We start from the raw sequence: 13,981 nt of genomic DNA, 5'->3' as shown, positions 1-13,981 counted from the left end.
GCGGCTGGTCGCGCGTGGGTGCCCGGCTGACGCACCCGGACAAGTCGTCCGTAACCCCTTTGTACGTCGGATCCACCCTGATGGGAACCCCTGATAGCAAGACCTTTACCCGGGTCCCGCGATCGGGCCGGGGCATATCGTCACGTCTCGCCCTTCGGCTCGGTTATCAATCTGTGACGATCACGCAGAGTGATCGGCTTTATGTGATCGTTATCGGTGCAGCGAAAAAACTTGGCGAAAATGCGAGATTGCTCCTCGACGAAACTCGAGTTGATCGGGCAGCATACGGGGGTATCACCAGAAACTGGAGTGACTGTGCATGGGATCGCTTTGCAACTCTCTTGCCAGGCCCTGGTGAAGTGATGAAAGCTTTCTTCTGAAACGGGACCGGCTCTACCCCCCCGGAGCCGGACCGATCAGGCGACCCCCGCTCTCCCCCCCGGCGGGGGTCGCCCCTTTTCCTGTCTCTCGCCCACCACCCGCCAGGCGGACCCGCCGTCGAGGTCTCGGCCGGAAAGCTGGGCCCGCACGTTGTCTCGCCCGAAAGCGGGCCCCGCTCGTTGCACCACCACCAGCCGAGCCGCCGACCGTCAGCCGAGCCGCCCGCAGAGCCGCCGACCGTCAGCCGAGCCGCAGGCCCGGTACGGGATGCCCACTTCGGCGATCTTCCGCTTGGCGCGGGTCAGCCGCTGCGCCACGGTCGGTTCAGGCGCCACGAACGCCGCGGCGATCTGCCCGCTGCTCAACCCGCACACCACCCGCAACGTCAGCGCGATCTGCGCGGCGCGCGACACTGTCGGATGACAGCATGAAGATCAGCCGCAGCCGGTCATCCGGCGCCGACGGGGCCGGCCAGGTCAACTGGGCCAGCTTGGTCCGGTAGTTCGACTCCCGCCGCAGCACGTCCAGCCCCCGCCGCCGGGCCGCAGCGAACAGCCAGGCATCCGGCCGGTCCGAGACGCCCTCGACGGGCCAGCGCAGCAGCGCCGTCTCGACCGAGTCCTGCGGCAGGTCCTCGGCAGCCGAGAAGTCTCCCAACAGCGACACCAGGGACGCGGCCAGCTGGCCCGCGTGCTGGCACACCACGTCTGTCAGTGTCTCGCGGCTCACGTGTTCGCCCTTGGGGTCGGTGGTGAGATGGGGCGGGATTTCGCGGTCGGGTGGCCGGCCCGGGTGTGCGCGCACCACGGGCGCTTTGGGCAGGCCACCATGGCGTTCGCTGAACCTAGGTCACAGTGGGTGTCTGGCGTGTGTCGGAAAGGGTTGAATGCTGGGCCTTTGCGGCCTGTAGGTCGTCGACGGCTGGTTGCTTTGCAGCTGTTGGGAGGGTTGGCTTCCCTGTTGGTGTTGATATTGATGGACTTGGGCGATCTACACTCCGAGGGCGTGACTGAATCCCAGCGCGGTGGCCGCTTCTACGACGTGCCCGAGGTTCGGCAGCAGTATCTCTGTCGCCGGCACGGTGGGGTGACGAGCCCGAATCACGTGATGGAGGAGCCGGCGCTGCTGGAGGAGCTGGGTCCTTGTGTCGGTCTGAGAGTTCTTGATCTTGGTTGTGGTGATGCCGCCATCGGCAGGATCCTGCTGGACGCCGGCTGTCGGGGCTATCTGGGGCTGGACGGATCGGTTGCCATGGTCGAGGAGGCCAGGGCGATGCTGCGTGCGACCTCTGGTCGGGTCGAACGCATGGACATGGAGGAGTTCGCCGTCGCGCGGAACTCGGTCGATCGGGAGGCATTGCCCGCTGCGCCTGGCCCGTTGGACACAGAGATGATCTTCAGTGCTTCGGGTTCGTTCGATCCAAAGATGATCTTTGCTGCGTCGGGCGCGTTCGACCTGGTTGTTTCTCGTCTGGCTCTGCACTATGTGGATGACGTCGAGGCGGTGCTCGCGGCCTGCCATGCCTGTCTCGCGCCGGGTGGGCGAGTGGTGTTCACGGTCGTTCACCCCGTCCTGACCTCGCACGACGCCGGGACGCAGGCCGCACGTACCGACTGGGTTGTCGATGACTACTTCGTCCAGGGGCCGCGACAGCGGAACTGGCTCGGCGGGACTGTCACCTGGTTCCACCGGACGATCGAGGACTACGTGCGTGTGCTGCGGAACACTGGTTTCAGCCTCACTTCCCTTCGTGAGTGTGCTCCCCGAGAAGACCGGTTCAAGGGGGACCTGACCGAACTGGAGCGCCGTCGTCGGGTGCCGCTCTTCCTGCTGGTGGCCGGAACGCGCACCTGACGGACCTGGTGTCACCGGATCCAGCTACTCGCCGATCTCGGATGGGCTTGACTGCGACGGGCCTGCGCGCGATCTTCCCGTGAGGGTTCGGGTGCCCACCGCCGGCAGCGTGATCGGTAGCGAGGTCTGCACGTCGGCGATTTCGTCAGTGATCGTGCACCGTTCGAGATTGACGCCGTTCCTTGCGGCAAGGTCTGCTGCTCTGAGACAGGCGCTGTCCGGGGCGGTGACAGCGAGCCTGGCTGCCGCCAAGGCGCTCAGATCGGCGGCGTCGTTCACCCGATGGCGGGCGACACGAACTGATCCGACCGTGGTGAAGGCCATGGCGACTGCCGTCAAGAGCCCCATGAGCGCCACGCCCCAGAGCGTCGCGGAACCGCGATCTCCGCGCTGAGCAGGCATGTTCCTCCGATCCGTGGGATGAGTAGCTGAGTTCGGGTCTCGTTGTGTGAGCCGGGACTTGTCTCACTTGATGGCTGAGACCGAGCTTTGCGAGCTGGGCTGAGGCAGATTTCGCGAGTCTGGGCGAGCTTCACGATCCGTTCGAGGGGCCCGCGCCGAGCCAAGCCGAGGAGCCGATTCGAGAGGTCCACGAGCTGAGCCGGGGAGTCGATTCGAGAGGCCCACGAGCTGAGCCGAGGCAACCGAGTTGATGAGCTGAGCCGAGCCGAGGAGTCGAGCCGAGGGTCCACGAGGCGAGCTGGTCAGAGTGGGAGTGGTGCGTTGAAGGGAACTAAACCATGTTGTCTCCGGACTGGTGTGGGTTGAGGTCGCTGTTGTGCTGCATCCGGTCGCACGGTCTGCCGTGCTGCGTCCTGTCAGGGCTGACGCTCGGTCACCATCGGGGTGTTGTTGAGGAGGTTGGGCCCGGTCTGATCGCAGTCTGTGGATCCAGGCTGCGATCAGACTGGACTGGAGTTGATCTGATTGGCCCTTGAAGCATCACTTTGGTGAGGTCTCATCACTGCGGTGCTGAGGTGTCATGCTCCGTGTCGGCGGTGGCGGAGGCTGTTACCCGTACGGCAGGGAGAGAGGCTCCCCACGCTGGGCGGACATCCAGAGAGATTTCGACTGTGGTGGTGTCTGGGTTTCGGCTCACGTCTACATGCGCTTCTGGGCGGGTGGCGGAGCGGACCAGGGCGCGTACCTGGTCTAGTGGCTCTCCTCTGGCTGCGGCCCGTGCCGCTGTGCGGGCTGCGTCGACGCATTCGAGTTGCGCCCCGACGGCCTGGATCGCCCACAGCGCTGCGGCTAGGACGACCATGAGCGCGGGCAGCATCGCGGCGGTTTCCGCTGTTATCGAACCTCGTGATGGCGACTGCTTCGTGGTTCTGGCGGGTGTTGTCGGGCTTGGGTTCATCGGAGGGCGTCGTTGGGTGGTGACTCGGCTGGGTCGGGTTCGGCAGGCGGAGGTCCGGCTCGAGGTTCGGCTGGTTCAGGTTCAGCGGGTCGAGGCTTGGCTGGTTCAGGTTTAGCGGGTGGACGTTTGGCTGGCCTAGGTTCGGCAGATTGACGTTCAGGGGGTGGACGTCCCGTGGTCGGTGGCATGGGGTGTCGGCTCATCCAGTGGTTTTGAGGGCTTGGTCGATGAGCTTTGTGAGCATCTCCGATACTTCTGGGCTGCTGACGACCTTGAAGAGCAGCGCTGCGAACGCGCAGGCGGCGATCGTGCCGACTGCGTACTCGGCTGTGGACATGCCGCGGTCACGAAGTGGCCCTGTGGTGAGAGCTCGTCTCGTCGACCACCAGTGGCGGGTCTGTGGAGCTGCCGCTTTGGCGGTTGGCGTGGTTTCCGTAGGGGTGTCTTCGGTTACGGGATCGTGCATCGTTCCTCCAGAGGGTGTGGCCGGCATTGCCCCGGCGTTGGGTCCAAGGGTTGCTCAGGTGGCCATATGAGCATCGAGCCGAACGGGGTTCTGTGGAGAACGTAGGCCTGTCCACAGTCAGGGGGTTGACCTGAGGCTTTACGGCTACGCCGCGCCGCCTTGCGACAGTTGGCCCGCGGCTGGCCCATGGCTTCCGTTTTCGCAGGTCAGAGCGCTATCTGTGATCGTTTGTGCGGATAGGGCGGCTTCGGTCTTCGCGTTCGCCGCGTCCTCCCCGCCGTCGATCCAGTGTGCGTAGGTGCTCAGCAGGGTTCGGATGGAGTGTCCGAGCCGCCGCGCGACCTCTGCCACGTCTACGCCCGCCTGAATGAGCGTGGAGGCGTTTGCGTGCCGCAGGTCATAGGGACGCCCGGCGACCTCAGAGGCGCACTCAGAGGCGTTCAGGACGGCCTTACGAGCCCGCCTCCAGATCGAGCGGTACACATCGCCCCGCACGATTGCCTTGTCGGTCCGTCGTAGGAATTACGACAGAGGGTGTCGTGATTTGTTGGGAGCATGGCTTAGCGATCATCGGGCACGCCGATCGGTCGCACTCTATGGATGGAGCGTTCAAGTGGGGTCTCAGGTCAACCCTTGCATCACGTTCAACGGCAACGCGCGGCAGGCGCTGGAGTTCTACCAGGAGGTCTTCGGTGGCGAGTTGGAGGTGGGAACGGTCGCGGACTTCGGCTCACCAGACTCAGCCAGCGCTGACAAGGTCATGCACGCCCGGTTGGAGACCCCCGCTGGCTACACGCTGATGGCATGGGACTTTCCGGATGACAGGCCCGGCCACCCGCCCTACCAGCCAGGGAACAATGTTGCGGTATTCATCGGTGGCGACGATGACGACCTCCGCGACTACTTCGAGAAGCTGTCCGTCGGCGGCACCGTAACGTTGCCTCTGGAAGCACAGGTGTGGGGCGACGTGGCGGGCTCGCTCGTAGACCAATTCGGGATCAGCTGGATGTTCAACATCACAGCCCGACGGCGCTGATCAACCACCGAGTTGGCGCGTTGAACGATGACGCGCTGAGCACCAGGCTGCACCGAAATGGGCGGCACCCCGTGCGATGTTCCAGGACACCAGAAGTCGCCCTTGAAACCAAGCTGCAGTATTCCATGATCAAACGCCAAGTCTCCTGAGACATTCCGCCTTCACTCGCCAACTGAGTGAGACACCTTTCGTATCTCTTCGTCTCACCTAGTTGGCGAGTCCCAGGTCAGCAGCACGCTCACACGCCAACTTGTTTGAGATCGGACAACAGACGGGACGAGCGCGACCCACCCGCCCACCCAAGGTCAAGACGCCTCTGCCGCGCCCCCGCGCGGACGCTTCACGTCAGCGGACCCGGCACGCGTGATCACCTCTGCGGTCTTCCCCTGACCCGCAGGAAGGCCGACCGGGGACGGCACTATCGGGGGACGCCGTCCCCGCATGGCTGGATTCCCCGCACGCCGCCGCGCGCAGACCCCGCGCCAGCCTGTGTGATGAGTTTCCCTACCAGATCAAGCCGTCCGGCCCCGGCCGGACGGACACCCCTTCCCGCGGAAATGATCATGAGCGCGGGATCGACGGCCCAGCCGCAAGCGGCCACCCGCCGCAGCCCGGCATCACGCGCCACCCGGGGGCGAAAGACGGGGGACTGCGCGCGGCGCTCCGCGCCGTGCTCGCCCCGCCCCGCCCCCGGATGGCAGCGATCGCCGCACCACCGCACGCCCCACCCGGCACGTCCACCATCCCGCCGCCACGACACCCCCGCGTCGAGACGTACCCACCCCCCCGGGTGCTAGCCAGCCGCACCGGGGGGTTCTCCTACGGGTCGCGCCTACCCAGACGTGCGATCGGCCCTGCCGCTACGCCACCGGCCTCCACCGCTACACGGCCCCTACGGGGTGCTTCGCATGGACGCCGGCCCGCTCCACTCACGACACATACGCCAGCTGCGCCCACGTACAGAACCCGAGCTTGCCGAGGTCATGGTTCGTGCCCCCGACCCTCACGACAGGGCCGCCGCATGCAGGGGCGGCGAAGCTGGTCTCACCGCTACACCAAGAGCACGCTGAACTCGGTGGGCGGGCACGGACCCCTATGTATTGCGGAGGAAGAAGCTGAAATTTACCTGGTCCCAGATTATGCGATCGTACACCCGGGCATCACTATCCCGCAGCCGGAATGGCTCGAATCCATCAGAGGCGCCATCCTTCTTTCCCGGCATGCCCTGGGTCCCAAATTCTTACTCATGATCAACGCATTCGGAAGGATCAGTCATGAAAGAACTGATGCAGCGTCGCAATGAAGTACTAGCACGAGTGAATGAAATCCGGGAATCGAAAGTCAAGCCAGAGAGGAACACGGAAAGCCTTGATCGAGAACTGGCCGGTCTCTACCCGACGCTTCCGCTCAAATGGCTAACCTCATCCCTCTTCGCTACCGGCGCGGCCTTTGTCGGCTTCCTGTACAACACCGGTTTCAGCTGCTACGTAAACTCGGACGGCGACGACAAGTGGCTCTTCGCGGCGAAGAGCACCATCGATGGGGCCGTACGCTGGACGCTGTACAAAGACTCCGTCGGGAACCTCGTGATCAATGCAACGATCGGAGGAGCTACCTTCTATTTCAACTGGCGAAACACAACGGGCGCCTGCAAACTATACGACAGCTACGATAAGATGACCGCACAAACATGGGTAAAGAGCGGGGTCTTCGACGGCGACACGTTCCAGGTGCAGAATTCCTCCAACAGGCAGCTCATTGGGACCTGGTCCAATTCCGACAACGAGCTGTACAACAGAACAAACATCGTTCGCCGCGAGTTCGGATTTCAATTCATTGACGAATCGGCATTTTCCGAGGACGACAAGCTGATCTATAGCGCATACCTGAAGGAATCCGGCAGAATTCACTGACGTAATCTTTTAGAGGCCGACGTTGCGCATGGCGGTTTCGCGCCAGCGGTCCGCAGCCCGGATGCACCTGAGTATGACCAGCGACCGCCAGGATGTCCTCAGGAGACGATCGGGCTGCGGCGTTCGATGGCGGTGACATCGCGCCAAACGCCGTGATGGCGGCCTATACGTTCGCGAGTACCGATCACCCGGAATCCGGCGCGGGCGTGCAGGCCGAGACTTGTGGTGTTCTCGGGGAAGATCCCTGACTGGATCGTCCAGATCCCGGCCTGCTCGGTCGAGGCGATCAGAGCTTGCAGCAGGGCGAGGCCGACGCCCAGCTTTCGAGCATTGGGGTGGACGTAGACGGAGTGCTCCACCACGCCTGCGTAGACGCAGCGGTCGGAGACGGCGCCCCGTGGGGGTGCCTGGGAGTTGAGGATGCCGAGGGCGGGGCCGGTGGTCGCCTGGGGATGGGCGATTACGGCAGGGTGATGGTCGAGGCTAGGCCTGCGACTACGGGGACGATGCCGAGCAGGACGAATGCCGGAAGGAAGCACAGGCCCAGTGGTGCCACCGCTTTGACGCCGACGCTTCTGGCTGAGGCGATCGAGGCCGCTCTGGCGGACTCACGGGCGTCGTCGGCCAGGCGGGACAGTATGTCCGCGACGGGAGCGCCTGTTTGGGCTGCTCTACTCATCGCTCGCGACAGTTGACCCGTCGCCGGATTCCTCGCGAGGAAGGCCCACGTGGGTTCCGGGTCGGCGCCGAGGCGTAGTTGGGCGCTCACCCACGACAGGCGTTCGCCGAGTGGTCCTCCGATCGCTGTTGCGGCGATGTCGGTGGCCGAGCTGACGGGCCTTCCGGCGATCAGGCAGGCGGCCATGAGGTCGGCTGCGAACGGCAGGTCGGCGGCGATCTGTTCGCGGTCTCGGGAGAGGGCAGGGTCCTCCCGTCTGTGCAGGACCACGCCGACGAGGGTGGCGACGATGACGCCGACCACGAGTCCGGTGCCATCGCCGACCAGGAGACCGATGACGAGCCCGGTGCAGGCGGAGGTGGCGATTGTGCGGCGGTCGAGTCGTCGCCGTGGCGCGCCGGGCGTGGTGAGCCAGCTTGGCGTTGTGGGGTGGTCGGGCGAGCTGGAATTGCCCGTGTGGACCAGGGGCGCAGTTCCGGGGCGCGTTGGCGGGTACGGCGATCTGGGATGAACGGGTGGAGCCCCAGGGGGACTTGGCGAGCCGGAGGGCGGTTGCGGGCCGGTCCAGCTTCGGATGGATGGCTCTTGGGTGTCGGAAGGAGGGGTGGCACCGGTGGTCCTGAGACGTGTCAGGCGTTCCGCGGGGGTGGCCGGAGATATCCACAGCCAGGTGGCTAGGGCGGTGGCGAAGGCGCACAGAAATCCGAACATGGTGGAGATCTCCTTGGCTCTGTGAGCGGGGCGGGCGGGTTGTGAGAGCGGCCGGCTCCGGAGAGATTCGCGTGCGGGTGTGGGCTTGGGGCTGGTCTGTGGCGGTTGGGGTGTGGCGGGAGTGAAGGGGGTGGCCTGATGGTCAGGGGCCCTCGGCGCGTTGGGCCATCTTGTGTGTCCACCAGAGGCCGCAGGCGTCCAGGGTGATGCCGGCGATGAGGCAGCCGAGGCCCGGGAGGGTGCCGAGCAGGAAGCCCACGGGGTGCATGCCCAGGGCTCCGGCCATGAGGAGGCCGAGGGCCGGGAGGGCGGCCAGCATTCTGGCTGTGGTGCGGGGGCCCGCGAGTTGAGCTGCTACGTCCTGGCGGTGGGTCTGGGTGGTGCGGAGCGTGCCGGCCACCCGTTCCACCAGCGCGGACAGGCCGGCGCCTACCGTCACGCTGACTTCCCAGCAGGCAGCCAGGCGGCGCAGGCCTTCGCCGCCTTGCGCGGGTGCCAGGGCGAGCAGAGCCGCTGACACGTCGCCGCCGTCTCGTGCCGCCGCGATGAGCGGACGGAGTGCTTCGGAGGTGGGGAAGTCCACGGCTGCCACTGCCCTGGCCATGGCCTCTCCAGGGGTGCGCCCAGCGGTCAGCTCTGCCGACAGTGCTTGGCAGAGCTCTATCGACGCCCGGCGCCATGCGTCGGCGAGGCGGGTGCGGCTCGGACGGATCAGCAGCCGTCGCATCGACTGCCAGTCGAAGGTCTTCTCGGGGGAGAGGAGCCTCATCAGGCGCGTGGTCGCGGGGTCGGGCCCTGTCCACAGCCAAACGGCCAGGGCTGTGGAAAACGTGGCCAGCAGTGCTGCCGTCATGATGATGTCCGCTTCGCCAGGAGCTCGTAGCCGGGGCCGATAGCCGAGCGGCCTGCCTGGTCGAAGGTGAGAGCGGGGACGGTTTGGACGTACCCTTGCGCGGTTCTGGAGAACAGGGAGACCTCCGAGATGCGCCGACGGCCGTCGGCGCGGTCGCGTGTGAGGTGGATGACCACGTCCAGGGCGGCGGCGAGCTGGCTGTGGACGGCGTCCCTGCTCAGCCCCGCCGCGCAGCCCAGCGCCTCGAGCCTGGGCGGTACATCGGCCGCCGTGTTCGCGTGCAAGGTGCCGCAGCCGCCCTCGTGGCCGGTGTTGAGGGCGGCCAGCAGGTCCACCACCTCGGCTCCTCGGACCTCGCCGACCACCACGCGATCGGGACGCATCCGCAGCGCCTGCCGGACCAGGTCGCGCAGCCCCACGCCGCCCGCGCCCTCCAGGTTGGCCGGTCTCGACTCGAGGCGGACCACGTGCGGGTGGAGCGGGCGAAGCTCGGCTGAGTCCTCCACCAGGAGGAGGCGCTCGCCGGGGTCGGCGAGTGACAGCAACGCGGCGAGGACGGTCGTCTTGCCGGTGCCTGTGCCGCCGGTCACCAGGAACGCCAGCCTGGCCGTCACCATCGCCGTCAACAGCGGAACCGCTGGAGGCAGGATCGTGCCCGCCGCCACCAGATCCGTCAGGGTGAAGGTGCGGCGTGGCGGGAGCCGGAGCGACACGCAGGTGCCGCCCGAGGCGATCGGCGGCAGGACGGCGTGCAGGCGGACGCCTCCCGCGAGCCGGGCGTCCACGTACGGTGAGGCGTCGTCGAGACGTCTTCCGGCGCTGGCCGCCAGGCGTTGGGCCAGTTTGCGTACCGCCGTTTCGTCGGGGAAGGTCACCGGCGCGCGTCGCAGCCCGCGGCCGTCGTCGATCCAGACCTCGCGGGGGCCGTTGACGAGGACGTCCGTTACGTCGGGCCGCGCCAGCAGCGGCTCCAGCGGGCCCGCTCCGATCAGGTCCGCGCAGAGCGCCCGGGCGACCGCGAGGATCTCGGCGTCGCCGTACACCGATCGTTCGGCGCGTAGCGCGACGGCCACCTGCGCGGCGCTGGGCTCCACGCCGGCCCGCGCCAGGCGCACCCGTACCGCCTCCACCAGCTCGGGGGAGACTGTCGCGTTCATGGGGCCGCTCGGATCAGCCGGATACGTGTCGCGTCGGGGAGCTGAGGTGATGTACCTGCGGGCGTGGGCCATGACAGGGCGTTCGCTGCCGTGGGCCCTCGCGGATGCAGGCGCGGGTGCGGAGCTGGTGGTGTGTGCGGTTGGTAGCAGGCGCTGGTGTGGGGTTGGTGGTGTTCATCGAGGCTCCTCGAGCGTGGAAACCCCGTTTTCAGGCGGGGGAGGCAACGCTGCGCAGTGCCGCAGCATTCGGTACTGCGTGCGACGGTGGCGATAGCCAAGCTGCCGAAGGAATGGTCTTCGGTGTCCTCGCCGCCGTGCCGGCGGAGAGCTGAAACGCCTGTGGAGCCGGTGTGAGACCTCAAGGTGGCGAGTTCCTCTCTGGCGGGCGGTCGGCGGTGAGGCAGGAAGGCTCACGGGTGGCTGTGGGAACCCCCTCGTTCAGGAGGGGAGTAGGTCGCGGAGCAGGGATGTGCAGAGGGCGCCGAGGGCGGTGCGGGGGCCGAGTTTGGGGAGTTCGCCGCGGTTGAGCGTGGCTGTGAGGCGTGATTGGTCGGGGAGGTGGCCTGCTGGGGGAATGCCGAGCGCGGAGGCGGCCACATCCTCCTGGAGGACGCCGGGGCGTAGGACGGCGCGGACGTCGGACGTGTGGTGGTTCAGCTCCGTCAGGACCTGGGAGGCGGCCAGCACGCCGCGGACGTCTGCCGTCGCCACCAGGAGCGTTGTGGTCGACCTGCTCAAGGCCTCTGCCGCGGCGGCGTCGAGGTGCCGTGGCAGGTCGACCACCACCAGGTCGAAGCCGCGGTGGCCTGCCTCCAGGACCGAGCGCATCGCCTGGGCGGGTATGGGACGCACCTCGCCGCGATGGAACGAGAGCACCGACAGTTCGCCGAAGGACGGTAGGGCGCGGTGGAGGGCCGTGGAACTGACCCGGCCTTCGCGGGCCACGAGGTCTCGCCAGCGCGCTCCCGCGGCCTCCTCGTGGCCGAGTAGCGCGTCGATGCCGCCACCCAGCGGATCGGCGTCGATCAGCAGCGTGCGGAGGCCGTCGCCGGACGCGCGTAGGGCCAGGCACGCCGACAGGACGCTCGCGCCTGCCCCGCCTCGTCCGCCGACGACGCAGATGATCGCGCCGGAGCGCGGCTCTGGCTCCATCGCGTCGGCGAACTCCTCCACCAGGCGGCGCTCGCCGCCCGGCAGGTCGACCACGGCCTGCGCGCCCACGGCGACGCAGCGCCGCCAGGTGTCGGGCTCCGGGGTGCGGGTCACCAGCAGGACCCGGTCTCGCGCGGGCGGCGAGAAGGTGGCCACCTCGTCGGCCAGGTCGCCGCCGACCACCACCATGGGGGCGAGGTTCCAGAACGGGCGGGCGTGGGCGGGGGTGTGGGCCACGTCGAGGTGGGCCCCGGCCGCTGCGGCGATGCGGACGAGGTCGTCGAGCAGTTCGTGGTCGTCGGTGATGACCAGCGGCCGGTTCATCAGGGTGCCTCCCTTGGTTTCGGGAGGTCAGCCTGATCCGCGTGGGCGTGGTCGCGACGTGCCGAATCAGATTCTGTGGATGGAGCTCCGCCTCGACTCTCAGCCTGTGGACGGAGCACATTCGCCCACGGGCTGTCGATGGACGGTCGAGTCGCACGCGGGCAGGCTGGGGGGTGGCGGTCGCGCGGTACGCGGGCAGGCTGGGGGACGGCGGTCGCGCGGTACGCGGGGAGGCTGGGGGGTGGCGGTCGCGCGGTACGCGGGGAGGCAGGGGGACGGCGGTCGCGCGGTACGCGAGACGGCTCGCAGGGTGGGATGGCGGATGAGCTCTACGCCCCGGGAAGTTGACAGGGAAGGAGGGGCTTAGCTCTCAAAATGGGTCAAAATGCAAATCTCGCCAATAAGTGAACCCTGTGACCTATGAGGCAATGTCGCAATCGAATCACGACTTCTTAGACGGAGTGTCCAAGAGTTAGTTATCTCACATAAGGTCGCGCTTACCCTCGCTCCATGCCGTCCGCGACAGAGTTCTTGGGCCGCCGAGAAGGAGTCGCCAAGGCCCGGGGCGTAACGCACTTCCGGTTATCACCGCGATGGAGGGAAGCGTCGTGACGGTGGTTGGCAGAGTGGTGGCCGCGACGGCGATCGTGGCGACGTCCGTGGCGCTCGCCGGGCCCGCGTGGGCGGCGGACACCTCCGGACAGATCACCTCCCCCTCCGACGGCGAGGTCGTGTCCACCGGGTCCGTGCAGATCTCCGCGCGTACCGGGATCATGCAGCTCACCATGGGCCTGTACGTGGAAGGCCCCTCGACCGCGAAGCAGAAGATCGCCGGAGGCGGCGCCAACCAGACGCTGTCGGGCACGTTCGACGCGGGCGACGCCCCCAACGGGACCTTCACCGTCACCCTCAAAGGCGAGCTCACCAGCTCCACCTACGACACCAGGTCGTTCAAGCTCAGACGTCCCGCCTCGCCGCCGAGCGGCGTGTCGGCGACGCTGCGGGGCGCGGAGAAGGTCGAGGTGACCTGGAGCAAGGGCGCCGAGCCCGACCTCCAGTCGTACGAGGTGTCCACCAGCCAGTCGGGGATCGTGGGCAGGATGCCTGTCGACAGCGCCTGCTCGGGTTCGTCCTGCAAGGCGGTGCTCGCCGTGCCCGCCAGGGCGGCCGGCCAGCGGGTGGGGTTCACGGTCAAGGCGTTCAGGGGCGACGGCGACGGCGGTTCGATCGAGTCGGGCAGCTCCGGCGCCGCGTACGTGACGGTCCCCGCCCCGCCGACGGCCACGCCGAAGAAGACCGCCGCCGACACCCGGCGGACGCCGAAGAAGGGCGTCGAGACCCTGCCGACGCTGAAGAGGCGGACCCAGCCGACGGTCACGCCCACCCACAAGCGGGCGACAACTACCAAACTGCCCGCGATGCCCGATACCGATCCGAAGGGCAACCTGCCGATCCCGACCGCAGGCCCCACGACCGACGGCGTAACGCCCGAAGGGGCGAAGGAGCAGGTGACGTCGCAGGCGCAGGCGTCGGCGTCGCCGCTGGGCAACGTGGGACAGTACGGCGTCTACATCGCGGGCGGGCTCCTGTTGCTGCTCCTGGCCGCGCACGCCGGCGCGTGGGCCCGCAGGCGGTCGCTGGCGGCCGCCTCGGGAGGCCCGGCGCCAGCCCCCGCGCCCGCGGCGGCGCAGCAGCAGGGCGGCGACAGCGTCCCGCCGACCGCGACGGCGCCGCGCCGTCCCGCGGTGGTCCTGGCGGTCGCCAGGACCCGGCCGAAGGCCGAGCAACCGGAGGCGGGTCCCGAGCGTCCGCGCCACCTCGGCCAGGACGCCGGACACGCCCCCAAGGAGCCTGTCCGGATCGCGCTGCCGAGTTCTTCGGTGACCGTGCTGGCCGAGCCGTCCGTCACCCCGCCGGCCGTGCGCATCGAGGACCGCTGGGACGACTATCTCCCGCCCTCGCCCAGGGCGATGGAGGACAGCGGCTTCTGGGAGCGTCCGCTGCCGGGCGAGGCGGAGTTCTGGGCCGCGGACGACGAGGAGAACGCCGTCGCGGGCCGCCTTCATCGCGGCGGTGACAGCTAGACCTGTCCGAA

General features: G+C 67.6%; 16 protein-coding genes. 5 read left to right on the top strand and 11 right to left on the bottom strand.

The genetic code is table 11. From position 1 onward, the window contains the following. The first annotated feature begins 173 nt into the window (after positions 1–173). On the top strand, positions 174–380 hold the full coding sequence (locus tag ABT294_RS08805; protein WP_350804562.1) for a hypothetical protein: 207 nt from the start codon (positions 174–176) through the stop codon (positions 378–380). Between the two features lie 210 nt (positions 381–590). Here the strand turns inward: ABT294_RS08805 and ABT294_RS08800 are convergent, their stop codons facing one another. Together ABT294_RS08800 and ABT294_RS08795 are read right to left on the bottom strand one after the other, a co-directional pair. Next, positions 591–755, bottom strand: coding sequence for a hypothetical protein (locus ABT294_RS08800; protein ID WP_350804560.1), 165 nt, complete (start codon positions 753–755; stop codon positions 591–593). Continuing rightward, positions 706–1,110 carry a sigma factor gene (locus ABT294_RS08795; protein ID WP_350804558.1) on the bottom strand — a complete coding sequence of 135 codons (405 nt, stop codon included), beginning with the start codon at positions 1,108–1,110 and terminating at the stop codon, positions 706–708. The genes ABT294_RS08800 and ABT294_RS08795 overlap by 50 nt, the downstream gene beginning before the upstream one ends. Before the next feature lie 276 nt (positions 1,111–1,386). Here ABT294_RS08795 and ABT294_RS08790 point away from each other — a divergent pair, with 276 nt between their 5' ends. After that, positions 1,387–2,235, top strand: coding sequence for a class I SAM-dependent methyltransferase (locus ABT294_RS08790; RefSeq protein ID WP_350804556.1), 849 nt, complete (start codon positions 1,387–1,389; stop codon positions 2,233–2,235). A 24-nt stretch (positions 2,236–2,259) separates the two neighbouring features. Here the strand turns inward: ABT294_RS08790 and ABT294_RS08785 are convergent, their stop codons facing one another. The 4 genes from ABT294_RS08785 to ABT294_RS08770 form a co-directional block, all read right to left on the bottom strand. Then, complete coding sequence (locus ABT294_RS08785) at positions 2,260–2,637, bottom strand: Rv3654c family TadE-like protein (RefSeq protein WP_350804554.1); 378 nt, start codon at positions 2,635–2,637, stop codon at positions 2,260–2,262. Between the two features lie 559 nt (positions 2,638–3,196). After that, positions 3,197–3,595 carry a TadE family type IV pilus minor pilin gene (locus ABT294_RS08780; RefSeq protein ID WP_350804553.1) on the bottom strand — a complete coding sequence of 133 codons (399 nt, stop codon included), beginning with the start codon at positions 3,593–3,595 and terminating at the stop codon, positions 3,197–3,199. 199 nt (positions 3,596–3,794) lie between these two features. Next, positions 3,795–4,061 (bottom strand): DUF4244 domain-containing protein, encoded by a 267-nt coding sequence (locus ABT294_RS08775; protein WP_350804552.1) that lies wholly within the window; start codon positions 4,059–4,061, stop codon positions 3,795–3,797. 144 nt (positions 4,062–4,205) lie between these two features. Beyond that, on the bottom strand, positions 4,206–4,556 hold the full coding sequence (locus ABT294_RS08770; protein WP_502911988.1) for a tyrosine-type recombinase/integrase: 351 nt from the start codon (positions 4,554–4,556) through the stop codon (positions 4,206–4,208). A gap of 118 nt (positions 4,557–4,674) precedes the next feature. Here ABT294_RS08770 and ABT294_RS08765 point away from each other — a divergent pair, with 118 nt between their 5' ends. Further along, a complete protein-coding gene (locus tag ABT294_RS08765; RefSeq protein WP_350804551.1) occupies positions 4,675–5,097 on the top strand; it encodes a VOC family protein in 423 nt (140 codons plus the stop codon). A gap of 1,274 nt (positions 5,098–6,371) precedes the next feature. Continuing rightward, on the top strand, positions 6,372–7,010 hold the full coding sequence (locus ABT294_RS08760) for a hypothetical protein (RefSeq protein WP_350804550.1): 639 nt from the start codon (positions 6,372–6,374) through the stop codon (positions 7,008–7,010). 98 nt (positions 7,011–7,108) lie between these two features. Here ABT294_RS08760 and ABT294_RS08755 read toward each other — a convergent pair whose 3' ends face one another. The 5 genes from ABT294_RS08755 to ssd all read right to left on the bottom strand — a co-directional run bounded on the left by ABT294_RS08755 (position 7,109) and on the right by ssd (position 11,886). Further along, positions 7,109–7,369, bottom strand: coding sequence for a GNAT family N-acetyltransferase (locus ABT294_RS08755; RefSeq protein ID WP_350804548.1), 261 nt, complete (start codon positions 7,367–7,369; stop codon positions 7,109–7,111). Positions 7,370–7,470: 101 nt separating this feature from the next. Further along, entirely contained in the window at positions 7,471–7,992 is a 522-nt protein-coding gene (locus ABT294_RS08750) for a type II secretion system F family protein (RefSeq protein ID WP_350804547.1), read from the bottom strand. 550 nt (positions 7,993–8,542) lie between these two features. Then, complete coding sequence (locus ABT294_RS08745; RefSeq protein ID WP_350804545.1) at positions 8,543–9,169, bottom strand: type II secretion system F family protein; 627 nt, start codon at positions 9,167–9,169, stop codon at positions 8,543–8,545. A gap of 80 nt (positions 9,170–9,249) precedes the next feature. Beyond that, positions 9,250–10,410: a TadA family conjugal transfer-associated ATPase gene (locus ABT294_RS08740; protein WP_350804544.1), complete on the bottom strand. Its 1,161-nt coding sequence runs from the start codon at positions 10,408–10,410 to the stop codon at positions 9,250–9,252. A gap of 438 nt (positions 10,411–10,848) precedes the next feature. Then, positions 10,849–11,886 (bottom strand): septum site-determining protein Ssd, encoded by a 1,038-nt coding sequence (gene ssd, locus ABT294_RS08735; RefSeq protein WP_350804543.1) that lies wholly within the window; start codon positions 11,884–11,886, stop codon positions 10,849–10,851. Positions 11,887–12,494: 608 nt separating this feature from the next. Here ssd and ABT294_RS08730 point away from each other — a divergent pair. Beyond that, positions 12,495–13,970, top strand: coding sequence for a hypothetical protein (locus ABT294_RS08730; RefSeq protein ID WP_350804542.1), 1,476 nt, complete (start codon positions 12,495–12,497; stop codon positions 13,968–13,970). The last annotated feature ends 11 nt before the right edge of the window (positions 13,971–13,981 follow it).

The sequence above is a fragment of the Nonomuraea sp. NPDC000554 genome (assembly GCF_040300065.1).
GTDB lineage: Bacteria > Actinomycetota > Actinomycetes > Streptosporangiales > Streptosporangiaceae > Nonomuraea.
This window is presented reverse-complemented; position numbering and strand designations above follow the sequence as displayed.